Annotated in this window: 28 protein-coding genes; 14 read left to right on the top strand and 14 right to left on the bottom strand. The window is 65.5% G+C overall.

The window, feature by feature from the left end:
* Positions 1-6: 6 nt before the first annotated feature.
* The 9 genes from ACE3OO_RS10445 to ACE3OO_RS10405 all read right to left on the bottom strand — a co-directional run bounded on the left by ACE3OO_RS10445 (position 7) and on the right by ACE3OO_RS10405 (position 7,001).
* A complete protein-coding gene (locus ACE3OO_RS10445; RefSeq protein ID WP_374302539.1) occupies positions 7-402 on the bottom strand; it encodes an AtpZ/AtpI family protein in 396 nt (131 codons plus the stop codon).
* Between the two features lie 266 nt (positions 403-668).
* Positions 669-1,292 carry a PAS domain-containing protein gene (locus tag ACE3OO_RS10440; RefSeq protein ID WP_374302537.1) on the bottom strand — a complete coding sequence of 208 codons (624 nt, stop codon included), beginning with the start codon at positions 1,290-1,292 and terminating at the stop codon, positions 669-671.
* Positions 1,293-1,359: 67 nt separating this feature from the next.
* Complete coding sequence (locus ACE3OO_RS10435; RefSeq protein ID WP_374302535.1) at positions 1,360-1,989, bottom strand: PAS domain-containing protein; 630 nt, start codon at positions 1,987-1,989, stop codon at positions 1,360-1,362.
* A 29-nt stretch (positions 1,990-2,018) separates the two neighbouring features.
* Positions 2,019-2,783 carry a ThiF family adenylyltransferase gene (locus ACE3OO_RS10430; RefSeq protein ID WP_374302533.1) on the bottom strand — a complete coding sequence of 255 codons (765 nt, stop codon included), beginning with the start codon at positions 2,781-2,783 and terminating at the stop codon, positions 2,019-2,021.
* Positions 2,784-2,787: 4 nt separating this feature from the next.
* The gene (cysK, locus tag ACE3OO_RS10425; protein ID WP_374302532.1) at positions 2,788-3,768 is read right to left on the bottom strand and encodes a cysteine synthase A; all 981 of its coding nucleotides are present in this window, start codon (positions 3,766-3,768) and stop codon (positions 2,788-2,790) included.
* 55 nt (positions 3,769-3,823) lie between these two features.
* Entirely contained in the window at positions 3,824-4,276 is a 453-nt protein-coding gene (locus tag ACE3OO_RS10420; RefSeq protein WP_374302530.1) for an Rrf2 family transcriptional regulator, read from the bottom strand.
* Positions 4,277-4,289: 13 nt separating this feature from the next.
* On the bottom strand, positions 4,290-4,769 hold the full coding sequence (gene dut / locus ACE3OO_RS10415; RefSeq protein WP_374302528.1) for a dUTP diphosphatase: 480 nt from the start codon (positions 4,767-4,769) through the stop codon (positions 4,290-4,292).
* Complete coding sequence (gene coaBC, locus ACE3OO_RS10410; protein ID WP_374302526.1) at positions 4,766-6,112, bottom strand: bifunctional phosphopantothenoylcysteine decarboxylase/phosphopantothenate--cysteine ligase CoaBC; 1,347 nt, start codon at positions 6,110-6,112, stop codon at positions 4,766-4,768. Before coaBC ends, dut begins: the two co-directional genes overlap by 4 nt.
* 148 nt (positions 6,113-6,260) lie before the next feature.
* Complete coding sequence (locus tag ACE3OO_RS10405; RefSeq protein ID WP_374302524.1) at positions 6,261-7,001, bottom strand: SDR family NAD(P)-dependent oxidoreductase; 741 nt, start codon at positions 6,999-7,001, stop codon at positions 6,261-6,263.
* 221 nt (positions 7,002-7,222) lie between these two features.
* On the opposite strand from ACE3OO_RS10405, the gene ACE3OO_RS10400 reads away from it, so the two are divergent.
* From ACE3OO_RS10400 to ACE3OO_RS10370, 7 genes are all read left to right on the top strand, one after another.
* Positions 7,223-8,350 (top strand): carboxylate-amine ligase, encoded by a 1,128-nt coding sequence (locus ACE3OO_RS10400; protein ID WP_374302521.1) that lies wholly within the window; start codon positions 7,223-7,225, stop codon positions 8,348-8,350.
* Between the two features lie 32 nt (positions 8,351-8,382).
* Positions 8,383-8,664, top strand: a complete 282-nt coding sequence (locus ACE3OO_RS10395; RefSeq protein WP_374302519.1) for an RNA-binding S4 domain-containing protein — start codon at positions 8,383-8,385, stop codon at positions 8,662-8,664.
* 190 nt (positions 8,665-8,854) lie between these two features.
* Entirely contained in the window at positions 8,855-9,196 is a 342-nt protein-coding gene (gene fdxA, locus ACE3OO_RS10390) for a ferredoxin FdxA (protein ID WP_374302517.1), read from the top strand.
* Positions 9,197-9,572: 376 nt separating this feature from the next.
* Positions 9,573-10,559 carry a CarD family transcriptional regulator gene (locus ACE3OO_RS10385; RefSeq protein ID WP_374302515.1) on the top strand — a complete coding sequence of 329 codons (987 nt, stop codon included), beginning with the start codon at positions 9,573-9,575 and terminating at the stop codon, positions 10,557-10,559.
* 323 nt (positions 10,560-10,882) lie between these two features.
* On the top strand, positions 10,883-11,629 hold the full coding sequence (locus ACE3OO_RS10380; RefSeq protein WP_374302513.1) for a hypothetical protein: 747 nt from the start codon (positions 10,883-10,885) through the stop codon (positions 11,627-11,629).
* 100 nt (positions 11,630-11,729) lie between these two features.
* Positions 11,730-12,323, top strand: a complete 594-nt coding sequence (locus tag ACE3OO_RS10375; RefSeq protein ID WP_374302512.1) for a PAS domain-containing protein — start codon at positions 11,730-11,732, stop codon at positions 12,321-12,323.
* A gap of 72 nt (positions 12,324-12,395) precedes the next feature.
* A complete protein-coding gene (locus ACE3OO_RS10370) occupies positions 12,396-13,289 on the top strand; it encodes an RNA polymerase factor sigma-32 (protein ID WP_374302510.1) in 894 nt (297 codons plus the stop codon).
* A 66-nt stretch (positions 13,290-13,355) separates the two neighbouring features.
* On the opposite strand, the gene ACE3OO_RS10365 is transcribed toward ACE3OO_RS10370, so the two are convergent.
* Positions 13,356-14,828, bottom strand: coding sequence for a M48 family metalloprotease (locus ACE3OO_RS10365; RefSeq protein WP_374302508.1), 1,473 nt, complete (start codon positions 14,826-14,828; stop codon positions 13,356-13,358).
* Between the two features lie 4 nt (positions 14,829-14,832).
* A complete protein-coding gene (locus ACE3OO_RS10360; protein WP_374302507.1) occupies positions 14,833-15,642 on the bottom strand; it encodes a crotonase/enoyl-CoA hydratase family protein in 810 nt (269 codons plus the stop codon).
* Positions 15,643-15,769: 127 nt separating this feature from the next.
* Between ACE3OO_RS10360 and ACE3OO_RS10355 the strand changes: the two genes are divergently transcribed.
* The 3 genes from ACE3OO_RS10355 to ACE3OO_RS10345 all read left to right on the top strand — a co-directional run bounded on the left by ACE3OO_RS10355 (position 15,770) and on the right by ACE3OO_RS10345 (position 18,916).
* Entirely contained in the window at positions 15,770-16,423 is a 654-nt protein-coding gene (locus ACE3OO_RS10355; protein WP_374302504.1) for a ribonuclease HII, read from the top strand.
* 256 nt (positions 16,424-16,679) lie between these two features.
* A complete protein-coding gene (locus tag ACE3OO_RS10350; protein ID WP_374304682.1) occupies positions 16,680-17,708 on the top strand; it encodes a site-specific DNA-methyltransferase in 1,029 nt (342 codons plus the stop codon).
* A gap of 119 nt (positions 17,709-17,827) precedes the next feature.
* Positions 17,828-18,916: a PAS domain-containing protein gene (locus tag ACE3OO_RS10345; RefSeq protein ID WP_374302502.1), complete on the top strand. Its 1,089-nt coding sequence runs from the start codon at positions 17,828-17,830 to the stop codon at positions 18,914-18,916.
* A gap of 9 nt (positions 18,917-18,925) precedes the next feature.
* Here ACE3OO_RS10345 and ACE3OO_RS10340 read toward each other — a convergent pair whose 3' ends face one another.
* The 3 genes from ACE3OO_RS10340 to ACE3OO_RS10330 all read right to left on the bottom strand — a co-directional run bounded on the left by ACE3OO_RS10340 (position 18,926) and on the right by ACE3OO_RS10330 (position 20,767).
* The gene (locus tag ACE3OO_RS10340; protein ID WP_374302500.1) at positions 18,926-19,369 is read right to left on the bottom strand and encodes a DUF3237 domain-containing protein; all 444 of its coding nucleotides are present in this window, start codon (positions 19,367-19,369) and stop codon (positions 18,926-18,928) included.
* A 35-nt stretch (positions 19,370-19,404) separates the two neighbouring features.
* Positions 19,405-20,097: a hypothetical protein gene (locus ACE3OO_RS10335; protein WP_374302498.1), complete on the bottom strand. Its 693-nt coding sequence runs from the start codon at positions 20,095-20,097 to the stop codon at positions 19,405-19,407.
* Between the two features lie 181 nt (positions 20,098-20,278).
* Positions 20,279-20,767, bottom strand: coding sequence for an RT0821/Lpp0805 family surface protein (locus ACE3OO_RS10330; protein ID WP_374302496.1), 489 nt, complete (start codon positions 20,765-20,767; stop codon positions 20,279-20,281).
* A gap of 139 nt (positions 20,768-20,906) precedes the next feature.
* Between ACE3OO_RS10330 and pdxH the strand changes: the two genes are divergently transcribed.
* The 4 genes from pdxH (at position 20,907) to ACE3OO_RS10310 (ending at position 25,554) form a co-directional block, all read left to right on the top strand.
* Complete coding sequence (pdxH, locus tag ACE3OO_RS10325) at positions 20,907-21,518, top strand: pyridoxamine 5'-phosphate oxidase (protein ID WP_374304681.1); 612 nt, start codon at positions 20,907-20,909, stop codon at positions 21,516-21,518.
* Positions 21,518-22,468, top strand: a complete 951-nt coding sequence (locus tag ACE3OO_RS10320; RefSeq protein WP_374302494.1) for a cation diffusion facilitator family transporter — start codon at positions 21,518-21,520, stop codon at positions 22,466-22,468. Before pdxH ends, ACE3OO_RS10320 begins: the two co-directional genes overlap by 1 nt.
* A gap of 120 nt (positions 22,469-22,588) precedes the next feature.
* Positions 22,589-24,025 (top strand): sodium:proton antiporter, encoded by a 1,437-nt coding sequence (locus ACE3OO_RS10315; RefSeq protein ID WP_374302492.1) that lies wholly within the window; start codon positions 22,589-22,591, stop codon positions 24,023-24,025.
* A 98-nt stretch (positions 24,026-24,123) separates the two neighbouring features.
* Positions 24,124-25,554, top strand: coding sequence for a sodium:proton antiporter (locus tag ACE3OO_RS10310; RefSeq protein ID WP_374302490.1), 1,431 nt, complete (start codon positions 24,124-24,126; stop codon positions 25,552-25,554).
* Positions 25,555-25,573: the final 19 nt, after the last annotated feature.

The raw sequence follows: 25,573 nt of genomic DNA, 5'->3' as shown, positions 1-25,573 counted from the left end.
CCTTTCCTACTTCGTCTCGCGCGTCTCGCCGGCCTGTTTGGCCTGCTGTCGCGCCTGCATCACCAGCGCCGTGCGGATCGCCGACCACAAGGCCGCGGCGACGCCCAGCAGAATGAACCCGAGCAGACCCCAGGGCGCCGTACCGAACCAGCGGTCAACCCACCAGCCGATAAAGAGGGACACGGCCACCGCGGCGACCATCTCGATCGCCAGCGACCAGGCCTTGCCGACCTGCTGCATCTGGCGGGGATCCGCCTCCGGCCGCTGGTCTGCCCCCCGGCGCCCCTGCACATCCGCCAGTTTCTGCTCCAGCCGCGCCAGATCGGCGTGGCTGCCATCATCCACCGGCGGCCGCGAGGGGCCGCTGCTGTCCGGTTTGGGCGATCGGGTATCGTCAGCCATGGGCATAAGCTCCGGCCTGAGGGAATCCGCCACCCCCGGAAAGCGCCGGCACCATAGAAACCGGCCTGCCCAGCGTCAAGCCGCCCGGGGACCCGGCATCAATTGCGAATCGATTGCATCTGCCAAATCAAGCCCTTTGCAAACAATGGTTTTTCATGGGCTATTCGGCGCAGTCGTGATCCGGGATTCTGCGCCCTGTCCGTCGGGGCGTGAGCCGGCCGGAGACTGCGACAATCCGTCGCAGTATGCCGCCAATCACCCCCGGATCAGGGGGCCGGTGGCAGGTCCGGCGGCAGGGCGACGCAGGGAAAATAGGTCACGTCCGGCCCCACATGGGGCGGGTGGCCGGCCTGGGTGACCGGATTGTAGTGATAGATCGACAGGCCGAGCATGCCCCAGGGCCGGCCATCGGGCCAGGTCAGCGGGACCACCAGGCGGTCGGCGGCCTTCTCCGGCAGGACACGCGGCGTGATCGGGCGGTGGCCGACATGCACGGCCGGTTCGGTGACGATGCGGCGATAGATCGCCAGTGCGGTGGCGGCGCTGGCGGCCGGCATGAAATCCTGCGGCTGGCGGCCGATCATCGCATGCCCCCAGGCCTCGCTGACCTTCTCGCCGGCCAGGGTGCAGATGAAACTGCCGTCCTCGGCGCGGAAGCGGAACATGTAGACATGGGGCAGGCAGCTCTTGATCGCCGCCGGGTCGATGGCATCGCGCGGCGTGGCAATGCCCTTTCGTCCTTCGGCCCAGTGGCGCAGCAGCAGGCTGAACCGCGCGTCGGCGAAAACCGGCCAGATGCCCGGCGGGGCGACCTGACTGCCCTGCCCGGGGCCGTCCTGCTCCAGCTCGCGCTGGTCCGCGACAGCCGGTAAATCCGATGACTGCTCCATACCCGCATCATGCTACGCAAAGCTCGCGCTATCGTCGAGCCGCAACCGGAAAGCTTTACTTCTGGTTTTAGTCTGCCACCGGTATCTCGGCGGGAGCTTCAGGCGGCAAGCCCGCCGGCAGGTCGGCGCAAGGATAGCGCCAGGCCCGCACCAGCATCGGAGCGGCCTGAGGCTGGTCGCGCCGGCGATCGTAGCCCAACAGGGTCAGGCCGATCACGCCATAGGGCGCACCGGCATCGTCGCACAGCGGCAGCATCAGCCGCCGCGCCAAGCGGGTGCCCGGAATGTCGGTGGTGGGCGTGAGGCTGGACGTGCCATGCAGGATGGCGGGCAGCAGCGCCACCCGCTTGAGCCGCTCGTTGGCGAGGCCGCCCTGTTCCGGCCCCCAGAGATCCATCGGCGTCTTGCCCATGATGGAAAAGCCCCAGGCCTCGTTCAGCCGGTCGCCGGCCAGGGAACAGACCACATGGCTGCGGTCCTCGCTCAGGCGGAAGATCCACAATTCCGGCAGGCAGGGAATGATCGAGGACGGATCGACGGCGCTGCGCGCCGGAACCAGACGTGGCGGCACCAGACGCCCTTCGCCGCGCCACTCGGCCCAGCGGCGCAGCAGCAATTGCTGCCGGGCATCCTCCAACTCAGGCCAGCGGCCGCGAATGATTTCCTCGCCGGCGGCCGCGTCATACTCAACGGGCATGGTACTCAACGCTCATGTCACGCAATCGGTCAGGTGTCGCCGCAGGTGCGGCATTGGGGGTCGCGGCGCAGTTTCACGGTGCGCACGTCGCCGCGCAATGCGTCATAGAGCAGCAGGCGACCCGACAGGCTCTCGCCCAGACCAAGCAGTTCCTTCACCACTTCCAGCGCCTGCAGGCTGCCCATCACGCCGCCCAGGGCGCCCAGCACGCCGGCTTCTGAACAGGCCGGCACACTGCCCGGTGGCGGCGGTTCGGGGAAGACACAGCGATAGCAGGGATGCGGCGCGCCCTGATGCGCCTTGAAGGTGGAGAGCTGGCCGTCGAAGCGCAGCATCGCCGCGGTCACCAGGGTTTTCTTCAGGCGATAGCAGGTGTCGTTGACCAGGAAGCGGGTATCGAAATTGTCGCTGCCATCGGCAACCAGATCATAGCCGCCGATCAGGGCGTCGGCGGTTTCCGGTGTCAGCCGCGTGGTATGCTCGATCACCCGCACATGCGGATTGAGCGCCGCCAACGAGACGGCGGCGCTTTCCGTTTTCTTGATGCCGATGCGTTCGGTGCCGTGCAGCACCTGGCGCTGCAGGTTGGACAGCGAGACGATGTCGTCGTCAACGATGCCCAGCGTGCCCACGCCGGCCGCCGCCAGATAGAGCAGCAAGGGCGAGCCCAGGCCACCGGCGCCGATCACCAGCACACGCGAGGTTTTCAGCTTCTGCTGCCCCGCGCCGCCGATCTCGGGCAGGATGATGTGGCGGGCGTAACGCTCCAGTTCGTCCTTGCCGAAGGCCGCCACGATCTCAGAGCCCGTCGAACAGGGCGGTGGAGAGATAACGCTCGGCAAAGGACGGGATGATGACAACCACTGTCTTGCCGTCCATGCCCGGCCTAGACGCGACTTCCAGACCGGCAGCCATGGCGGCACCCGAGGAGATGCCGGCGGGAATGCCTTCCAGCTTCGCCATGCGGCGCGAGGTCTCGAACGCGGTTTCGTTGCCGATGGTGATTACCTCGTCGATCAGCGACGTGTCGAGATTGCCGGGGATGAAGCCGGCACCGATGCCCTGGATCTTGTGCGGACCAGCCTTGCCGGCCGAGATCATCGGGCTGTCTTCGGGTTCCACTGCCACCATGCGCAGGGACGGCTTTTTCTTCTTCAAGACGCTGCCGATGCCGGTGAGCGTGCCGCCGGTGCCGACGCCGGAAATCACCACATCCACCTTGCCTGCCGTGTCGGCCCAGATTTCCTCGGCCGTGGTGTGACGATGGATCTCGGGGTTGGCCGGATTCTCGAATTGCTGCGGCATCACGCTGCCGGGAATCTCCTTCAGCAATTCGGCGGCGCGGGCCAGCGCGCCCTTCATGCCCATGCCGGCCGGCGTGAGATCGAGTTCGGCGCCAAGATACTTGAGCATCTTGCGGCGTTCGATCGACATGCTTTCCGGCATCACCAGGATCAGGCGATATCCCTTGGCGGCGGCGACGAAAGCCAGCGCGATGCCGGTATTGCCCGAGGTGGGCTCGACGATGGTGGCACCGGGCTTGAGCTGGCCGCTTTGCTCCATCGCCTCGATCATGGCGATACCGATGCGGTCCTTCACCGAACTCAGCGGGTTGAAGAATTCCAGCTTGGCCAGAAGATCGGCTTTGGCCCCCGCCTCCTGCGCCAGACGGTTGATGCGCACCAGCGGCGTGGCGCCGATGGTATCGACGATGGAGTCGTAAACCCGGCCACGCGGCGGATTGGCCGGACGGATGCTGTTGGGGCGCGCCTGCGTCATGATTCCTCCCGTTCTTTCGATTTACTCGCTGGGCCTGGGATCAGGACTCAACGCGTCAGATCGCAAAATTATCCGCGCCTTCCAGCTCGGCGGCAAAACCGGCCGTTTCGGCGCGATCACAAAGATCCTCCAGCGTGATCTTGTCGACACGCGCCATCAGCACGGCCTGGCATTCCTCCCAGATCGGCTGCACGGTGCGGCGGCCGAGTTCCGAACCCGCCGAGAAATCGTCATCGCCATCGGCATCCAGTTCGGAAACGATGCGCACCACCTCGCCCACCGTGATGCGGCGGCGTTCGCGCGCCAGCGTGTAGCCGCCACGCGGGCCGCGCACACCCTTGAGGATGCCGTTGCGCACCAGATGCTGCATCACCTGTTCCAGATAGCGCTGCGGCACACCCTGGCGGGTGGCGATATCCTTGGACTGCACCGGTTCGGGCCGCGCGTGAAAGGCGATATCCACCACCGCTTCCAGGGCGTGCATGGTACGCCGCGTGCACTTGAGCATTGTCGTCGTCTCCTCAGGCTGTCTTGGCCGCAGCACCCGTGCCGGTGCCGGTCGAACCGAAGCCGCCGGCGCCGCGCTGGGTCTGCGGTAATTCCGCCGCTTCGATCCATTCGACGCGGCTGTAGGCGGCAACCACCATCTGTGCGATGCGTTCGCCGCGGTTGATCACAAAAGGCTGGTCGCCGTGATTGATCAGGATCACGCCAACCTCGCCGCGATAATCGGCATCCACGGTGCCAGGGGCGTTCAGCACGGTGACGCCATGCTTCAATGCAAGGCCGGAACGCGGCCGCACCTGGGCTTCAAAGCCCGGGGGCACGGCAATGCTGAGGCCGGTGGGGATCAGCTTGCGCTCGCCAGGCTTGAGCGTGACCGGTTCGGCCAAAGCCGCCAGCAGATCGAGACCGGCGGCATCGGCCGTGGCATAGGCCGGCAGCGGCAGGTCGGCGCCATGGGGCAGGCGTTTCAGCGGCACATGCAACGGAGCGGTCATGCGGACTTGTCTTTCTTCTTGCCGGGGGCGTTGAAATACGCGGCGATGCGGTCGGCCAGCCGGGCCGCCACATCCTGCTTGCTCATGGTCGGCCAATCTTCCACTGAAGCTTTGGCCTCAACGGATTCGCCACGCACCAGATGCACGGTGTTACGGTCGCCGCCGAAGGTGCCGGTGCCTTCCGCCACATTGTTGGCCACGATCCAGTCGCAGCCTTTCGATTGCAGCTTCTTCCGCGCATAGGCCACCACATTCTCGGTCTCGGCGGCGAAGCCGACCACGAGCGCCGGCCGGCGCTTGGGGTCGGTGGTGGCGATGGCGCGCAGGATATCCGGGTTCTCGGCTAATTTAAGCGTGGGCGGCAGGTCGCCGCTTTTCTTCAGCTTCTGCGGCGCTTCCACCGCCACGCGCCAGTCGGCCACGGCGGCGGCGCAGACCACGGCATCGACCGGCAGCGCGAGGAAGCAATGCTCAAACATCTCACGCGCCGATTCCACATGCACGGTCTTTACACCCGGCGGGTCGGGCAGGTTGACCGGGCCGCTGACCAAAGTGACCTCGGCGCCCTGGGCGGCCAGGGCTGCGGCGATGGCATGACCCTGCTTGCCCGAGGAACGGTTGGCGATGTAGCGCACCGGATCGATCGGTTCGTGCGTGGGGCCGGAGGTGACGATGATCCGGCGGCCTTTCAATGCCTGGGTCCGCGCCTGGGACAGCGGCTGCACGCTGGCCGGCATGGGTGCGGGGCGGGCCGCCGAGACCAGCGTGAGATGGCGCGGCAGCGGCTTGCCGAGCTGCGCCTCGCCAAAATACTTTTCGATGGCGGCGACGATTTCCAGCGGTTCGGCCATGCGGCCGGGACCGAATTCGCCGCAGGCCATCTCGCCGTCGTTGGGCCCGATGAAGGCGACGCCATCCTTCTTGAGCTGCTCGACATTGCGCTGGGTGGCCGGATGCACCCACATGCGCACGTTCATCGCCGGCGCGACCAGAATCGGTTTATCGGTTGCGAGCAGCAAAGTGGTGGCCATGTCATCGGCCAGACCCTGGGCCATGCGGGCGAGGATGTTGGCGGTGGCCGGCGCGACCACCAGCAGGTCGGCATCACGCGAGAGTTCGATATGCCCCATCTCGGCTTCATCGGTCAGCGAGAAGAGATCGCTCGCGACCTTTTCGCCACTCAGGGCAGAGACGCTCATGGGGGTGACGAAATGCTCGGCCGCGCTGGTCATCGCACAGCGCACGCTCGCGCCCCGTTCGCGCAGGCGGCGGATCAGCTCAAGCGACTTGTAGGCAGCAATGCCACCCGAAATCACCAGCAGGATGCGTTTGCCCTTGAGCACGGTTACCTCGGAATTAGCCGATATGGGCCAGACGGCGTTTCTGAACCGGGTTATGCAGCCTCGTCGGCGCAATCCCGTATATTACGCTGCCGGAATGTGTTTAAGGCTAATCCACCCCGGGCAAAACCACAAGCCCCGGCGGGAATTATCAGACGTGCTGGCCGCCGTTGATGTGGATTTCCGCCCCGTTCACATAGGACGAGGTCTGGGTGCACAGGAAATAGATCGTGCTGGCCACTTCCTCGGGCTTGCCCAGGCGGTGCATGGGGATTTCCCGGCGCACGATCTCGTCGGTGCCCGGCGAAAGGATCGAAGTGTCGATTTCACCCGGCGCGATGGCATTGACCCGCACGTTATGCGGCCCGAATTCCCAGGCCATCTCGCGGGTCAGCGCCGCCAAAGCCGCCTTGGAGGTGGCATAGGCCATGCCGGCGAAGGGATGCACGCGGCTGCCGGCAATGGAGGTGACGTTGACGATCGAGCCCTGCGCGGCCTTCAGCTCGTCGAACAGGCCCTTGGCCAGCAAAGCCACCGAGAACAGGTTGACGTTGTAGACATGCATCAGCGCGGCCAGATCGGTATCCAGTACGCCGAGCCGCGATCCGCCGGGACCTTTCGGCGAGATCGCCGCGTTATTGACCAGGGCATCCAGCTTGCCGTCGGGCAGACGCTTTTTCAGATCGGCAATCGTCGCCGGCAGGGTAGAGATATCGTTGAGATCCATCTGCACATGGCTTTCGGCGCCGCCCTCCCAGGGGCAATCCTCCGAAAATGGCTGTCGCGAGACGGTGAAGACGCGCCAGCCGGCCGCCGAGAAGCGCTTCACGGTGGCATGGCCGATGCCACGACTGGCGCCGGTGAGGATGAGCGTGCGTTGGCGGTCTGTCATAGTTGCAAATCTATCGCAGGCCCATGATGGGCGCCAGCGGCGGCCCTGCCCTTTATGCCGGCGGGTACCGGCTGGAAACCGCCCGGCCGCCATATTCCGGCCTTATTGAACGGGGAAATAGGCCCGGTCCGGCAGCAGGCGCAAGCACAACACACAACAGCCCTGCCCGCGGGATTCCCCCTGCCTGTTTGATTGCAGCGACATTGCGTAAGGAGGTTCCGATGAGCGTCGGCTATCCCATCGGCATCGAAGAAGAATATTTCCTGGCCGAACGCGACACCAAGAACGCGGTATCGCGCATGCCCAAGGCCCTGATCCGCCGCGCCCGCGGCGCCTTGGGCGAACAGGTGACGCCTGAATTGCTGCAATCGCAGATCGAGATTGCCACGCCGGTCTGCCATTCGCTGGACGAGGCGCGCAGCCATCTGCGCCGCTATCGCCGCGCCCTGCGCGATGCCACGGCGGAATTCGACCTGGAGGTTTTTGCTGCCGGCACCCATCCGATGGCGGAATGGAACGAGCAGCAGCCGACCGACAAGCCGCGCTATCACAAGCTGGCCGACGACCTGAAATTCCTGGCCATGCGCAACATGATGTGCGGCCTGCATGTGCATGTGGAAATCACCGACCCGCATGTGCGCATCGATGTGATGAACCGTATCCTGCCGTTTCTGCCGGTGCTGCTGGCGTTGAGCACTTCCTCGCCCTTCTGGCGCAAGCACGCCACCGGCCTGATGGGCTATCGCCTGGCCGCCTATGACGAATTGCCGCGCACCGGCATTCCCGATTTCTTCGTCAATCTGGCCGATTACAACAGCTTCATCGACACGCTGGTTTCATCCGGCGTAATCGAGGATGCCAGCCATGTCTGGTGGGCGATTCGGCCAAGCCTGCGTTTCCCCACGCTGGAGCTGCGCATCGCCGATTCCTGCACCCATCTGGAAGACACGCTGTGCATCGCCGCGATCTATCGCTGCCTGGTGCGCGCCTTGCGGCGCCTGCCCGATCTGAACGGCATCTGGCGCAACCATACGCGCCTGCTGATCGAGGAAAACCGCTGGCGCGCCCAGCGTTACGGCACCACCGAGGGCCTGATCGATTTCAATGCCCGCCGCGTCGTGCCATTCGCCGACATCATCGAAGCCATGCTGGAGCTGATCGCCGAGGATGCCGAGGCGCTGGGCTGCATGACGGAAGTGACGCATGCCCGCACCATCCTGCAGCGCGGCACTTCGGCGGCCCAGCAGGTGGCGCTGTATCGCCGCCTGCGTGACGAAGAAGGAGCCAGCCGCATCGAGGCCCTGCGTGGCGTGGTGGGCTGGCTGGCCGAGACCACGGCGGCCGCTTAAGTGCGGCGACGCATCGCGATATACTCGCGGCGATGAACGATGACGACGACACCGAACAGGGCGCATTGCGGCTCGACAAGTGGCTGTGGCTGACCCGCTTCTGCAAGACGCGGGCGATCGGCCAGAAGCTGGCTGGCAAGGGCCGCATCCGCATCAACGGCCGTGTGGTGGACAAATCCCACGCCCTGGTGCGGGTAGGTGATGTGCTGACCCTGCCGCTGCCGGCCGGGGTGAAAGTGGTCCGCGTGCTCAGCCTGCCGGCCCGGCGCGGTCCGGCCCCGGAAGCACAGGCGAGCTACGAAGCCGTTCCTTGAGACCGGCGGCCGGCAACCCGCAGCCTCAGAATGAATCTGCGGCATCGCGGCGCATCCTGCGGAATCCGCTTGATCCGATACTGTATGTATACGAATAATTGACCGGGATTTGCCCCTGTGCTACCCCACGCGCCGCTGCCGCCCCATATCAGGCAGCCCAACCGAAGCCAGCTTTTCCAGGGTTCCGCCGATGACCTACGTCGTGACCGAGCAGTGCATCAAGTGCAAGTACATGGATTGCGTCGAGGTCTGTCCGGTCGACTGTTTCTATGTCGGCGAGAACATGCTGGTGATCAATCCGGACGAATGCATCGATTGCGGCGTCTGCGAACCGGAATGCCCGGCCGAGGCCATCCTGCCCGATACCGACAACCGGGCCGAGGCCTGGGTCGAGATGAACCGGGATTATGCCGCCAAATGGCCCAACATCACCCGCAAGGGCCAGGCTCCGGCTGATGCCGACAGCTGGAAAGGCGTGCCGGACAAGTTCAAGCAGCATTTCAGCCCCAACCCGGGCGAAGGCAACAAGTAAGCCTTACCGACCGCCAAAACCGCTTCGAAAGCCCGGATTTCCACTATAGCGCGCAACGCTGCCGTGTTGCGCGTCCTGTTCATTGCTGTGCACCCCGCCCGGGCTGTGGTATATTATGTAACGGAACAATAACCTCACCCGGCGATCATACCGGGTGGGTGGGACCGGCTCCTGGACTGCGGATCATGAATTGCAGCTTCAGGTTGCGCTCGAGAGATTGGTTTCGACCAGCGCGGATTTTGCACAGGGTCTCCGGACCCTGACACTCCCGTATTTGGTCGGGCCCCTCTCTTCCCGATACAGGGCGCGACGATGGGTCGGATGGATTGACATGAAGCGAGGGTGGCCAGTGACCAAAGCCGCGAAGAAAGCCCCTGTGAGCAAAAAGACCCCGGCCGGCAAGAAGCCGGCGGCCAAACCGGCCGCAGCCAGGGCGGCCGCGACGAAGAAGCCGGCCACGGTGAAGCAGCCGGTGAAAGCCAAGGCCCCGGCCAAGCCGGCCGCCGCGAAACCGGCCGCCAAGCCCGCCGCCAAGGCGCCGGCGGCCAAGGCCAAACCCGTTGCCAAGCCCCCCGTCGCCAAACCCGTCGCCAAACCGGCGGCCAAGACCGCTGCGCCGAAACCGGCCGCCCCGAAAATGGCTGCCAAGCCGGCCGCCGCCGCGCCGGCCAAGAAGAAGATCGAAGCCGCCAAGCCAGCGGCGAAGCCCGCCGCCAAGGCCATGCCCGTGCCGGCCCGGCCGTCGAAGCCGATGGCCGTCTCGGCACCGCCCTCGCGGCCGCTGCCGCAGCCGGTGAAGCCGGCCGCCGCCGAACCCAAACCGGTGCAGCAGCAGCAGAAACCGATGCAGCTCAAGCCCGTGCCGGCCAAGGTGAAGGTGGATTTCGCCGCCGGCGACCATGTCGTGTATCCGACCCATGGCGTGGGCAAGATCCTGCGCATCGAGCGCCAGATGATCGCCGGCTTTGAGCTGGACCTGATGGTGGTGGAATTCGAGCGCGACAAGATGACCGTGCGCGTGCCGCTGTCGAAGGTGAATTCGGTGGGCATCCGCAAACTCAGTTCGCCGCAGAAAATGCGCACCGCGCTGGATACCCTGAAGGGTCGCGCCCGCATCAAACGCGCCATGTGGAGCCGCCGCGCCCAGGAATACGAAGCCAAGATCAATTCCGGCGATCCGGTTTCGATCGCGGAAGTCGTGCGCGACCTGCATCGCAATGCCGGCCAGCCCGACCAGAGCTATTCCGAGCGCCAGATCTATGAATCGGCGCTGGACCGCCTGGTGCGCGAACTGGCCGCGGTGGAGCGGATCGACGAGGATTCGGCCACCAAGAAGCTGGAGAAGATCCTCAAGATCGCCTGATGCCTTTCGCGGCGGCCTGATGTCCGTACCGGGCCGGCGCGCCACGCATCGCTCCGGACGCGAAAAAATCACACGGCTTTTCGCTTCGCATTCTGCAGCGGGTCCGGTAGCATCGGTTGCCGGACCCGCTTTTCATTGGCCGATTCGTTAGGGACTTGTCCGCGCTGTATCCCGCCCCCGCTTCTCCTGGCGCCGCCTCCGGCGCCCCCGCAACGCCTGCTGCGTCATCCCACCAGGCCGCGTCATCCCAAGCTGCGTCTTCTCCGGCTGCATCCGCGTCCGAAGCCTTTGCCATTTTGCGCAGCAGCCGGCGCGTCTGGGCCATGGCTGCCATCCATGCCGAAGTCGACCGCCTGCGCGATGCCCATAACGAGCTGGCCGCGCGGCTGCTGCCCGGCGACCGTCTGGTCTACATGGGCAACATGATCGGCCAAGGCCGGGACACCGTCACCACCCTGGACGAACTGCTGGCCTTTCGGCGCGATTTCCTCTGCCTGCCCGGTGCCGAGCCCGAGGACATCGTCTATCTGCGCGGCGCGCAGGAGGAGATGTGGCGCAAGCTGCTGCAGATCCAGTTCGCGCCCGGCCCAGGCGAGGTGTTCGACTGGATGCTGCGCCACGGGCTGGAGCCGGTGCTGCGCGGTTATGGCATGGACCCGACCCAGGTGCGCGGCATCCTGCGCGAGGGCGCGCTGGGCATCAGCCGCTGGACCAATTCGCTGCGCGCCGCGATCCGCCAGCATCCCGGCCATGACGACCTGTTCGGCTGTTTCCGCCGCGCGGCCTATACCGCGGGCGGCGAGTTGCTGTTCGTGCATGCCGGCATCGACCCGGCCGCGCCGCTGGCCGGACAGTCGGATCATCTGTGGTGGGGCTCGCCCGCCTTCCGCAACCTGAACCAGCCCTATGCCGGCTTCCGTCGCGTGATCAGCGGCTGCAACCCGCGCGGCGAGGGCGCCCATCTGGACGCCTTCACCTGCTGCCTGGATGGCGGCGCCGGGTTCGGCGGGCCGCTCAATGTGGCCTGCTTCTCGCTGGACGGCGCTATCGTCGAGAGTTTTGCCATCTGACATCTTCTCGCCGGCCTAGCTTCTTGTTACCCGCCGCAACCATCGCTGGATGAAGCGTCCACATCTTGCTATGCCTTGCAGGATGAATGATCGCGCCGTCATGGAAACCCTTGCCGAAGCCCTGCTGGCCGACCGGCGCGATCTGCTCGACGATTATTTCGCCGAACACGGGGCAAGGCTGGACGCCCTGGTATGGTCGCCGTCCAGCACGGTCTGCGACTGTCCGCAGATTTCCTTCCTGATCGATTACTGGCAGAGCCTGCGCGCGGGCGCGGATTTGCCGGCGGCCGACAGCATCTCGCCATTCGGCATGAAACCGGCGCTGGGCCATATCGTGCTGATCGACATGGTCGACGACGGCTGGGACGGCGTTTTTCGCCTGTACGGCACCAAGGTTGCCGAGACCTATGGCAGCGACATGACCGGCCGGCGGATTTCCGAAATCGACGGCGGCAATTACGTGTCGCTGTTTTTCCGCGCGCTGTACCGGACCGCCTGCCTGCGGCGTCAGTCGCTCTACACCCACCACTTTCCGCCGCCGCATATCGCCGTGGAATCATGGCAACGTATCATGTTACCGCTGCGCGACGCCGATGGCCGCGTCACCCGCTTTTTATGCAGCAATATCGCGGGCCCCTGGCGGCCGCCCCATGCCAGGATGAAAGCACCGGATCCGGCATTCACGAGAGCGTGACAGGCACACGCAAGCGTGAGGTGATCCACGAGCCGCAAACGGGCGTAGAATTGGCAGACCAGCGAGGCTGCCATGACCCCAGACCGGACTGCTTCTGCGCGGAGTGTCACTTCCACCGAGGCCAGCGACCGCGCCTTCGTGCGCCGCGCCATGCGGCTGCCTCTGCTCTCGCCCGAGGAAGAAGCCGAACTGGCCGGCGCCTGGCGCGAGACCCAGAACCAGACCGCCCTGCACAAACTGGTGGCGCCGCATATGCGGCTGGTGATCTCGACCGCCGTGCGCTTCCGCCATTACGGCCTGCCGCTGAACGACCTGATCCAGGAAGGCAATCTTGGCCTGATGCAGGCCGCCGCGCGCTTCGAGCCCGCACGCGGCGTGCGCTTTGCCACTTACGCGGCCTGGTGGATCCGCGCCGCGATCCAGGATTTCGTGCTGCGCAACTGGTCGATCGTGCGCACCGGCACGACGGCGGCACATAAATCGCTGTTCTTCAACCTGCGCCGTCTGCGCGCCAAGATCGAGCGCGGCGGCCGCGATGCACTGACCGTCGAAGGCCGGCGCCAGCTCGCCCGCCAACTGAACGTGAGTGAGCATGACGTGATGCATATGGAAAGCCGGCTGGCGGCCGGCGACCGTTCGCTGAATGCCGTGATCGGCGAGGATGGCGAAACCGACTGGCAGGAGCTGCTGGTGGACGAGCGCCCCAACCCTGAGGAAACCACCATCGCCCAGCGCGACACGCGGCTGCGCAATCGCTGGCTGGGCGAGGCCGTCGCCGCCCTGCCCGAGCGCGAGCGCATGATCGTGCAGGCGCGGTTCTACAGCGAGGGCAACGTGACGCTGGAGCGGCTGGGCATCAAGCTTGGCATTTCCAAGGAACGCGTGCGGCAACTGGAACACCAGGCGCTGAAACGCCTGCGCCGTCACCTGGGCGATGTGCCGGGACTGCAGCCGAATCAGGCGTAAGCATCTGATAGCTTGCCAATGGGACCCGGCGCGCGCGTCAGCGCATCGGCATCCATCCCGCATTCATCACTCCACCAACTTCACCCGTTCGCCCGGTTTGAGCGTCTCGCCTTCGCGCAGGCCGTTGAGCACGCGGAACTGTTCAAGCTTGAAGCGGCCAAAGGGCAATTGTTCGGCAAATTTCTCGGCCGTGTCTCCCGGCTGCACCGTCACCACCTTCAGGCGCAGCGGCTTGATCGCCTTGGCCTCGGCCTCGGACAGGTATTTCAGCGTGTTCACGCTGCGGATCATCGCCGGCTCGATCTTCGACAATCCGCCGGCTGGCGCGATGATCACAAAGCGCAGGATCGCATCGGTGGGAAAGCCGACGGCGACGAAGCGCACATCGGCGCTGCCGCCGCTTTTCATCTGCACGCGGGCCGAACCGGTGGCCGCCGGCATGCCGCCCACCGTGATCGCCTCGGCATTGGACAAGCGCAGGTTGGGCACCCACAGGCGGGTGAGATAATCCAGCGCATTGCGTGAGGATTGCAGCTTGCGCTTGTCGCCCTCGATGTCGAATTGCAGCTTGCCGCCACTGCCGCTGGCGATCACCGCATCGCTGGTGTTGGAAATGCGCCAACCATCGGGCACCGAGAAACTCAGGCGCAGATCGGGATGCATGAAGGTGGTGCCGCGCACCACGCCTTCCTTCGGATCGTCGCCATAGAGCATGCCATTGATGCGGTCGAGATATTCGTCGCGGCGATAGACCGGGCTGGCGGGGAATTCATTGGCCGCCGCCATCGCCTCGCGCACGCGCTGCGGCCCGCCGGGATGGGTGGCGAACAGATCGTTCATGCGGTCGCGCCCGGCCTGACCCGCCATCTTGGTCGCCAGGTCGCTGTAGTCGCTCAAGGATTGCAGGAAAGCGGCCTGGGCATCGGGCGCATAGCCGACGCGGGACAGCAGTTTCACACCGATCGTGTCGGCTTCCAGTTCGTTTTCGCGGCTGAAGGCCGCCAGATAGGCGCCGCCGCCGATCTGGCCGACCTGACCGATCAGGTCGCCGGCACCGGAACCGAGGAAGATCGAGCCGAGGATCGAGGCGCCGGCGACGCCCAGATTGGTGAAGACCGACTTGTCGTACCGCTTTTCCGAATGATGCGCGATGACATGGCCGATCTCGTGCCCCAGCACGCCGGCAGCCTCGGCCTCGTTGTTGGCGATCGCCAGCGTGCCGCGCGTGATGTAGACATAGCCGCCCGGCAAAGCGAAGGCATTCACCACCGGCGAGTTGAGCACCGTGAAGGTAAAGCTGGAGGCGGGCTGGCCCGACTGGCCGGCGATGCGCCCGGCAATGCCGGCGACATAGGCGCCGATGGCCGGATCATCATAAGGGCCGCCGAATTCCTTCAGGATTTTCGGATGTTCCTGCGCGCCGAGTTTCTTCGCATCCTCGGGCGACATGAAAATCTGCGCCGCCGCCCTGTCCGGCGCGACGGCCGGCAGGATCAATCCGCAGGCCAGCAGAACGGCAATGAGGAAACGACGGAGCATCGCCTCAGCGCCCCCCGAACACGGCAGCGCGCTTTTCCACGAAGCTAGCAACGCCTTCCTTCACGTCCTCGCTCGCCATCAGGCGCTGCTGGGTGGGATGGAAATCGGCCACGGCGGCAGCCGGGCCTTCATCCACCGCCAGCCGCGCGTTGCGCAACGTGGCGCTGACCGCCAGCGGCGCCTGGGCCGCGATGCGATGCGCCATGCGCATGGCCTCCTTCAATTGGCCGCCGGGCTCGGTAACCTCCTGCACGAAGCCAAGCCTGAGCGCCGTGGCGACATCGAATTCGTCGCCGGTAAGCAGATAGCGCATGGCATTGCCCCAGCCGGCGCGTTCGACCATGCGGATGGTGGCGCCACCGGTGGCCATGATGCCGCGCTTGACCTCGAGCTGGCTGAAGCGGCAATCGCTGGCGGCCACCACGATATCGGCGGCCAGCATCAGTTCGATGCCGATGGTGAAGGTGATGCCCTGCACGGCCGCCACCACCGGCTTGGTGCGGAAGGGTGGCAGGTTGTTGCAGGGATCGATCTGCCCCGGCTCGACCAGCAGGTTTTTATTGCCCATCAGCGGTGCGACCTTGGGCAGATCGAGGCCGGCGGTGAAATGCGGGCCTTCGGCATACAGCACGGCAACGCGGGCTGCCTGGTCGGCCTCGAAGGCGGTATAGGCGGCAGCCAACTCGCGCAGCATCTTGGGCGTGAATCCGTTCAGCTTGGCCGGCCGGTTCAGGCCAATGAGAAACACCACGCCGTCGCGACGGGTGAGAATCTCGCCGTCGGGATGATGCTGATACTGCTGGGCCGCGCTCATGGATTATGGTCCTCCACCTCTACTGGGCCGACTTTTCCACAGCGGGGCCGATGCGGGCAAGACGGCCGGGCCGTTCCCGCGATATAATGCGGTTTCGTGGCAGAAGCAGGGCGGGCGAGACAGCCGGATGCCGGATTTCGCGTGGGAAAGCAAACTGGCCGGTACGGCAGGCAAACCGGTCTGCGGCGTGGACGAGGCAGGCCGCGGACCGCTGGCCGGACCGGTGGTGGCGGCCGCGGTGATCCTTGACCGCCGGCGCGTGGATCGCGACCTGCTGGCCGGAATCGACGATTCGAAAAAGCTGAGCGAGGAAAAGCGCGCAGTACTGTTCGCCGCGCTGCGCGAACAGGCGATGGCTGGACATGCCGTGATCGGCGTCGGCGGCGCCAGCGTGGCCGAGATCACGCAACTGAACATCTTTCACGCCACCATGCTGGCGATGCAGCGCGCGGTGACGGCCTTGCGCGTGATTCCGGCGCATGCGCTGATCGACGGCAAGCATTGCCCGAAGCATCTGGCCTGCCCGGCCACCGCCATCGTGGATGGCGACGCACTGAGCCTGTCCATCGCGGCGGCCTCCATCGTCGCCAAGGTGGTGCGCGACCGCGCCATGGAGAAACTGCACCGCCGTTACCCGGCCTATGGCTGGGACCGCAACAAGGGTTACGGCACCGCCGCGCACCAGGCCGGACTGAAGAGCGCCGGCATTTCGCCGCATCATCGACTAGGTTTTGCGCCTGTGCAGCAGCAGATGACTCTAGATATAGAATTAACCAATTAATAAGCTAAAGAATCTAATGACTTGCGGGTCGTTATAGGGGGATGATCCGCAGATGGCTCCGACACTCACCGACCCGGCCCGCAGGGCGCTTCGCAAGGGCCATCTCAGCCTGGTCAAGTCCAGCCCCGATGCTGGCCGCCGCGCCACGCGCGCCAAGCCGCTGGTGGCCAAGCCGGCCAAGGCCGAAATCGCCCAGGCCCTGCCGCATCCCGATCTGCCGCTGGACAAGATCCTGATCGGCGAATGCATCGCCAAGATGAACAGCCTGCCGGAAGGCAGCATCGACTGCATCTTCGCCGATCCGCCTTACAACCTGCAGCTTTCCGGCGAACTGCGCCGCCCGAACGACAGCGTGGTGGACGCCGTCGACGACGATTGGGACAAGTTCGATTCCTTCTCGGATTACGATGCCTTCTCGAAAGCCTGGCTGCAGGCGGCACGCCGCCTGCTGAAGCCGAATGGCACGATCTGGGTGATCGGCAGCTACCACAACATTTTCCGCCTGGGCGCGCAGCTGCAGGATCTGGGCTTCTGGATGCTGAACGACGTGGTGTGGCGCAAGACCAACCCGATGCCGAATTTCCGCGGCAAGCGCTTCACCAATGCCCATGAAACGCTGATCTGGTGCGCCAAGGACCAGGCGGCGCGCAACTACACCTTCAACTACGATGCCATGAAGGCGCTGAACGACGACCTGCAGATGCGGTCGGACTGGCTGATCCCGATCTGCTCGGGCAACGAACGCCTGCGCGGCGAAGACGGCGCCAAGGCGCATCCGACGCAGAAGCCGGAGGCCCTGCTGCATCGCGTGATCATCGCGTCGACCAAGCCGGGTGACGTGATCCTGGATCCCTTCTTCGGATCGGGCACCACCGGCGCGGTGGCCAAGCGCCTGGGCCGGCATTACATCGGCATCGAACGCGAACAGCGTTACGCCAAGGCCGCCGAGCGCCGCATTGGCACGGTGCAGCCTTCCGCGCGCGACGATGTGGAAGTGACTCGATCCAAGAAGGACGAGCCGCGCGTGCCGTTCGGCTGGGTGGTGGAACGCGGCCTGCTGGCGCCGGGCACGGTGCTGGTCGATCCTTCGCGTCGCTTCTCGGCCAAGGTGCGTGCCGATGGCAGCCTGGCCACCGGCGACGCCGTGGGTTCGATCCACAAGATCGGCGCCCATGTGATGGGTGCCACCGCGTGCAATGGCTGGGTGTTCTGGCACATGCAGGTTGAGGGCAAGCTGGTGCCGATCGATATCCTGCGCCAGAAGCTGCGCGCCGAACTGGTCTGAACTGGTCCTTCGCCAGTTTTCCACAGCAAAGCCGCGACAGCCGTTCATCCGCGCTGGCTTCCGCGCGGGCACGGATGCTAACGTCCGCCGCCTGAGACGGACGATTGGGGGATCTTGGCTTGGACGATCAGTCCGGCATTTCGCCTGCCCTGCTGCAGCGCCTGATGGACGACGATGAGTCGTTGCTGGACCGGTACGACCCGAAGGTCGAGGCGTTGCTGATCGAGCGGCTGTATCACAACAGCTTCGCCACGCGTTACCTGCCGATCCCGATGCTGTTCGGCGCCTTCGTCATGTACAAGGAATACCTGACCTGGTGGCATATCGCCGGACTGACGCTGCTGTATGCCGCCGGCACCTTCTATCTGGATTACCAGCGTGACCGTTACACCAATACCGCTCCGCTGATCGGCGGCAGCGGCGACTGGGGCCTGCGCTTCACCTTCGGTTCGGCCATCACCGGCATCACCTGGGGCCTGCTGGGCTGGTTCTGCTATCCGCCTGGCGATTTCGCGTTGCAGGCCGTGCTGGGTGTGGCCTGGGCCGGACTTCTGATCAGCGCGATGAGCACCCGTGCGGTGCACCTGCCGGCCTTTTATGCCTTCATGGTCACGATGTCGGTGCCGCCCTATACCCGGGCCCTGCTGGAGGCCGAGGCGAGCGCGATCTACATGTCGTTCTTCGGCATCATCCTGATGCTGTCCTTAAGCTTCGTGGCGCAGACCAACAACCGGCGGGAGCGGTTTGCCATCGCCCTGCGCCTGCGCAATGCCAAACTGATCAGCGACCTGGACCGCGCGCGCGCCGTCGCCGAAAGCAATCGCGCCGAGATCGAACGCGCCTATCGCAGCATGCTGGGCGAATTCGCCGCCGCCCAGCGCCTGTCGGGCCATGGCAGCTGGAGCTGGCAGGCACAGCCGGAGCAGATCGGCTGGTCAGATGAATTCTACCGCCTGCTGGGCCTGGCGCCGCAATCCTGCCCCGCCGCGCTGGCGGCCTGGCTGGAGCGCGTGCATCCCGACGACCGCGAGATCGTGCGCGGCCATTACCAGCGGCTGCGCGCCGGCGCCGCGCGCGACCAGATCCGCTTCCGCCTCAACGACCGCGACCATCCCGACCGCGCCCTGCTGGCGCTGGGCGAAAGCGAACGCGACACGGATGGCCAGGTGAGCCGCATTCACGGCATCCTGCAGCCGGCGCGGGATTAGGCCGCACGCTCAATCGAGCGCGAATACCTTCAAGCGTACCAGATCGGGACGGCGTTCGCCGATGGCTACGGCCAGCCGATGCACCAGCCATTGCAGCGACGGCTCGGCGGTTTCAAAGCGCATGGCCGTGCGCATGTAATAGGCGGACGCATCGACACTCTCGCCCGCCGCCAGCCGCGCCATCACCTCGGGCGTGCCGATGCGCAGACCCCGGCTCCACACCTCGATACGTGCACCCTCGTCCGTTTCCAGCATGTAGCGCGCATCCAGGTCGGCCAGGCCATCGGGCCGCAGCACCTGCCAGTCGGCGCCGCCGGCCAGCACACGCCCCTGCAGCCGGCCGCGGAAACGCCCGCCGATGATCGGCACGCAGCGGCGCTCGCCGGTTTCCGCCCGCCCCACGCTCTGCGGCGCGGCGACCTCGACATCCAGTTCCAGTAGCGGCGTGAACATTCTTCCTCCCCTTGACCGGAGGAAGGCTAGGCAAATCAGGCCCTGAGGTCCACCCCATGAACGGAGACCGCGTCGAGGCCCGGCATGGCGGGGCCCGGCATCGCGGCGGCCTGCAGGCCCGCCATCTCGCGCTCGGCTTCGGCGAACATCTTTTCCATCTCGATGCGATCCTTGGACGGGATATTCGGGTGCAGGCCAGTTTCGCGCAGCTTGCGCATGATTTTCTTCAGCTCTTTCAGCATCCCCATCGCCTCGCTTTTCAGCGTGGCGAGATCATTGCCCTGGCCTGGGGTCCCGACGGCAGGCGCCGCCACCGTCTTGATCTGCTCGCCGGTCTTTGTCTCTGTTGCCGCCACAGACGCGGTGCCGGCCGAAGCCGCCACTCCCGCACTGCCGGCATCGCCGCCGGCGGCAGCCAGTGCTCGGCCGAGTTCACGCGCGGCATCGCGGATTTCCTTGGCCACCTTGCGCGCCAGCTTGGCATCGCCGGTCGCCGCCGCCGAACCGGCGGCGAGCTTGAGCGCCTCCAGCCGGGCCTTCAGCCGCTCCAGCTTGCGCCGGGCCGCTTCCTGCGCGGCCTTGCTCTTGGTGCTTTTCAGATCGCGCAGCACCTCGTCGAGCTTCTGCTCGGCCTCGGTTTTCACACGGGGTGCTTTCAGGCCGGCCAGCGCCTCGCGCGCGGCCAGCAGGCTTTTGGGAACGGCGTTCCCGGCAATCTCGGCGACCATTCTGGCCTCCTGCTGCTGCATATGGCATCGCCGGCTTCTGCAGGCGACCGCCCCATCTTAGGCCGGAATCCTTAACGCACCACAAAAAAAGACGGCGCATCCGGGAGGATACGCCGTTGAGTCTGGGGGGAAGGGAAAATACGCCGGACGCAGTGGCCCAGACGGGCCAGAAAAAGCTCGTTCAGTTCATCACTTTCCAGCTGCCATCGGGCTGGCGGCAGGCGGTGCCATAGCCCTGCTGGGTCTGGCCGCCGACCGTGATGGTCTGCTGGAATTCGCGGCAATATTCGCCGCTCTGCGCCTGATAGGCCGGCTGCGGCACCACGGTGCCGGCATTGCCGCTATCGGGGTTGCGCCAGGAAACCTGGGTGCCCGAAGGCGTGCTCTCGAACGCGCGCTGGTTGGCGCGATCCATATAGCTGCGGTCGGCCCGGTCGAGCGACTTGCCGACCTCCGAACCCAGCAGCGCGCCGATCAGCGTGCCGGCCGCGACGCCGACCAGCTGGCCGGTGCCCTTGCCGAACTGCGCGCCGGCCACGGCGCCACCGACGCCGCCGAGCACGGTGCCGACATTCTGCTTCGGGCCGCTGTCGTTGGCGCAGGCGGCCAGCAGGCCGGCGATGCCCAGCGCGGCGACGACAGGGACAAAACGCTTGGATGAAGCGATCATGGATGTTGGAACCCCAAAGACATGCCCATGGCGGGCACGGAGGGGAATCTCGGCCCCGATTACGGCGGGATTGCGGCGCAGATTTGGTATTGTTGCGTCATTGCGCTATATCTGCGGCGCCGCCCCGCAAGTAATTAAGATTGATTATCAAAGGCTTGAACCAGACATGGATGCTGTTGCCGATCCCTATGCCCTGTTCGCCGACTGGCTGGCCGAGGCCGAGAAGAGCGAACCCAACGATGCCAATGCCATGGCACTGGCCACGGCCGACACCGATGGCCTGCCCAACGTGCGCATGGTGCTGCTGAAGGGCCATGATGCGCGGGGTTTTGTCTTCTACACCAATTTCGAAAGCCAGAAGGGCCGCGAGATCCTCGCCAACAAGCAGGCGGCCGCCGTGTTCCACTGGAAAAGCCTGCGCCGGCAGGTGCGCCTGCGCGGACAGGTGAGCGTGGTGAGCGACGAAGAGGCCGATGCCTATTTCGCCTCGCGGCCGCGCGACAGCCGCATCGGCGCCTGGGCCTCGCAACAGTCGCGCCCGCTGGAGGGCCGCTTCGCGCTGGAAGCCGCCGTGGCGAAATACGCCGCGAAATACGCCATCGGCGAGGTGCCGCGCCCGCCCTACTGGTCGGGCTTCCGCATCGCGCCCAGCTATCTGGAATTCTGGGCCGACCGGCCTTTCCGCCTGCATGACCGGCTGGTCTACCGCCGCAGCGGAGAGAGCTGGGCCACCGAACGGCTGTTTCCCTGATGGCCGGTCCGAACGCCTATGTGCCCGCCGATCCCGCGCTGAAGGCGCGGCTGATGCGGCGCGCCACCAATGCCTCGGTGGCCGTGGCCCTGGTGCTGATCATGGCCAAACTGGCAGCCTGGATGGTCACCGGGTCGGTGTCGCTGCTGGCATCCCTGGTCGACAGCCTGCTTGATGCGCTGGCTTCGCTGGTCAACCTGCTGGCGGTGCGCCACGCGCTGACGCCGGCCGATGACGAGCATCGCTTCGGCCATGGCAAGGCCGAGGCACTGGCCGGACTGGGCCAGGCCGCGCTGATCGTCGGCTCGGCGCTGTTCCTGGTGGTGGAATCGATCGACCGCCTGCTGCAGCCGCAGCCGGTGGAGCAGGGCCTGGCCGGCATCGTCGTGATGCTGCTCTCGATCACGCTGACCGCCGCCCTCGTGCTGTATCAGCGCCACGTGGTGAGACAGACCGGGTCGCTGGCCGTTACCGCCGACCGCCTGCATTACGTGGGCGACCTTGCCACCAACCTGGCGGTGATCGCGGCCCTCGTGCTGGCCAGCCGCGGCGATTTCGCCTGGTTCGATCCGGTCTGCGCGCTGGCCATCGCCGCGGTGATCCTGAAAAGCGCCATCGACATCGTGCGCGGCGCCCTGCATCACCTGATGGACCGCGAAATGGCCGATGCCGACCGAGAGCGGATTCTGGCCGTGGTGCGCGCCCACCCGGACGCGCGCGCCCTGCACGATCTGCGCACCCGCCAGGCCGGCAACCAGGTGTTCATCCAGTTCCATCTTGAACTCGATCCCGAGTTGTCGCTGCGCGAGGCGCACCGGATTTCCGACGAGATCGAAATGCGCCTGCTGGAGCTGTTTCCCGGCGCCGAGGTGATCATCCACCAGGATCCGGCCGGCTATGACGAACCGCAGGCCCATTTCGTGAGCCGCGACGACAGCCCGGGCCATTAGACCGCGCCGGCCATTGCCCCGGTCATTGCCCCGGCCATTGCCCCGGCCATTGATCGGGCCGGCAGCCAGCCGGTATGGTGCCGGCCGGCATTCTGCATTCCGCGTCATTCCGGGGGAAACATGACCTGCTCGCGTGTTCTGCGCCTGGCTGCGCCGTCCATTCTGTTTGGCCTGCTGTTCAGCCTTGGCCTTTCCATGCCGGCGCAGGCCGCCGCCGCCATCGATGGCAAGGCGCTGAATATCCTGTGGGTGCTGCCGTTTGCCGGCATCCTGCTCTCGATCGCCCTGATGCCGCTGTTCACGCCGTCTTTCTGGCATCACCATTACGGCAAGGTCGCCGCCTTCTGGAGCCTGTGCGTGATCGTGCCCTTCGCCCTGCAATTCGGTTCGCTGCCCACCGGCCACGCGCTGCTGGAAGTGGCGCTGCACGAATACATCCCCTTCATCATCCTGCTGTTCGCCCTGTTCACCGTGGCCGGCGGCGTGCGGCTGACCGGCAACCTGCATGGCTCGCCCAGCCTGAACACCGCCATGCTGTTCATCGGCACCGTGCTGGCGAGCTGGATGGGCACCACCGGCGCCTCGATGCTGATGATCCGGCCGCTGATCCGCGCCAACGACAACCGCCAGCACAATGTGCATGTGGTGATCTTCTTCATCTTCCTGGTCTCGAATATCGGCGGCGCGCTGACGCCGCTGGGCGATCCGCCGCTGTTCCTGGGTTTCCTCAAGGGCGTGCATTTCTTCTGGACCACCCAGGCGCTGTTCATGCCCACGCTGGTGGTCGTCGTGGTGCTGCTGGGCGTGTTCTATGCCATCGACAGCTACCTCTACCGCAAGGAAGGCATCGTGAAAGCCGACCCGACGCCCGATAGTCCGATCAGCATCGAGGGCGGCGTCAACCTGATCCTGCTCGGCGCCGTCATCCTGGCCGTGCTGATGTCGGGCACCTGGAAGCCCGGCATAGAGTTCAGCATCTTTGGCGTGAATGTCGAATTGCAGAATCTGGCACGCGACCTGCTGCTTCTGGCCATCGCGTTTGCCTCGCTGAAACTGACCGAGGCGCAGACCCGCGCCGATAACGGGTTCACCTGGGGCCCCATCGTGGAAGTCGCCAAGCTGTTTGCCGGCATTTTCGTCACCATCATCCCGGCAATCGCCATCCTGCGCGCAGGCACTGACGGCGCCTTGGGCGGCCTGGTCAGCCTGGCCTCAAACCCGGACGGCTCGCCCAACAACGCGATGTATTTCTGGCTGGCTGGCGGCCTGTCCAGCTTCCTCGACAATGCGCCGACCTATCTGGTGTTCTTCAACATGGCGAGCGGCGATGCCGCCACGCTGATGGGCCCGCTGGCCACCACATTGCTGGCGATCTCGGCCGGCGCGGTGTTCATGGGCGCCAACTCCTATATCGGCAATGCCCCCAATTTCATGGTGAAGGCCATCGCCGAGGAGATGAGCGTGAAGATGCCCAGCTTCTTTGGCTACATGGTGTGGAGCTGCGGCATCCTGCTGCCCTGTTTTGTGCTTGTTACCCTGCTGTTCTTCATGTTCTGAGCAAATACGCCCGGGCAAGGGTTGCCATTGGCGGCAAGAATTCCCATATCGGTGCGCGACACACGACGCGAAACAACAACCGAGGGGAGCGCGCCGCGATGCCCGCCAAACCGACCCGCAAGGCCGGGGCTTTTGCCGTTATTCCATTCATTGCCATTGCGGCACTGGCCCTCAGCGCGCCGGCACAGGCTGCTGCCATCGACGGCGCCAGCCTGACGCTGTTATGGGGCCTGCCATTCGCCGGCATCCTGCTGTCGATCGCGCTGTTCCCGCTCATGGCGCCATCCTTCTGGCATCACCATTACGGCAAGATCGCCGCCTTCTGGGGCCTGGCCTTCCTGGTGCCGTTCGCCCTGCGCGACGGTGCCGACAGCGCCATGCATGTGGTGCTGGAAGTGGCTTTGCATGAATACCTGCCCTTCACCATTCTGCTGCTGTCGCTGTTCACCATCGCTGGCGGTGTGCGCATCGTGGGCAACCTGCATGGCTCGCCCAGCCTGAATACCGGCCTGCTGGCCGCCGGCACGGTGCTGGCCAGCTGGATGGGCACCACCGGCGCCGCGATGCTGCTGATCCGCCCGCTGATCCGCGCCAACGACAACCGCAAGCACAATGTGCATGTGGTGATCTTCTTCATCTTCCTGGTCGCCAATGTGGGTGGCGCGCTGACGCCGCTGGGCGATCCGCCGCTGTTCCTGGGCTTCCTCAACGGCGTGCGCTTCTTCTGGACCATGGAAGCGATGTTCGCCCCCACCCTGCTGCTCAGCATGATCCTGCTGGCGGTGTTCTATGCCGTCGACCGCTATTACTACGTGAAGGAAGGCGTTACCCGCGACCCGACGCCCGACACCGCCATCCGCGTCGAAGGCGGCCTCAATATTTTCCTGCTGGCCGGCGTGGTGGGCGCCGTGCTGATGTCGGGCACCTGGCAGCCGGGCTGGAGCTTCAGCATCGGCGGTGTGGAAGTGAAACCGCAGAACCTGGCGCGCGACGCCATCCTGCTGGGTCTGGCCGGCGTGTCGCTGCTGATCACGGCGAAGACCACGCGCGAAGGCAACGGCTTCAACTGGGAACCGATCCTGGAAGTCGCCAAGCTGTTTGCCGGCATCTTCCTGACCATCGTACCGGTGATCGCCATCCTGCGCGCCGGCAGCGACGGCCAGCTGCGCGACCTGATCGCCCTGGCCACCGGGCCGGATGGCGCGCCGCGCGACGAGATGTATTTCTGGCTCACCGGCCTGCTGTCGGCCTTCCTCGACAATGCGCCGACCTATCTGGTGTTCTTCCACATGGCCGGTGGCGACGCCGCCGCGCTGATGGGGCCAATGGCCGGCACGCTGCTGGCGATCTCGATGGGCGCGGTCTACATGGGCGCCGTCACCTATATCGGCAACGCGCCGAATTTCATGGTGAAGGCCATCGCCGAGCAGTCGGGCATCCGCATGCCGAGCTTTTTCGGCTACATGCTGTGGTCGGTGCCCCTGCTGATGATTCCGTTCGTCCTGATCACCTGGCTGTGGTTCCTGTAAGCCCGCGCCGACCGGTGTT

Origin of the sequence: Ferrovibrio sp. (genome assembly GCF_041906005.1) — a bacterium.
In the GTDB taxonomy this organism is placed as follows: Bacteria; Pseudomonadota; Alphaproteobacteria; order Ferrovibrionales; family Ferrovibrionaceae; genus Ferrovibrio.
This window is presented reverse-complemented; position numbering and strand designations above follow the sequence as displayed.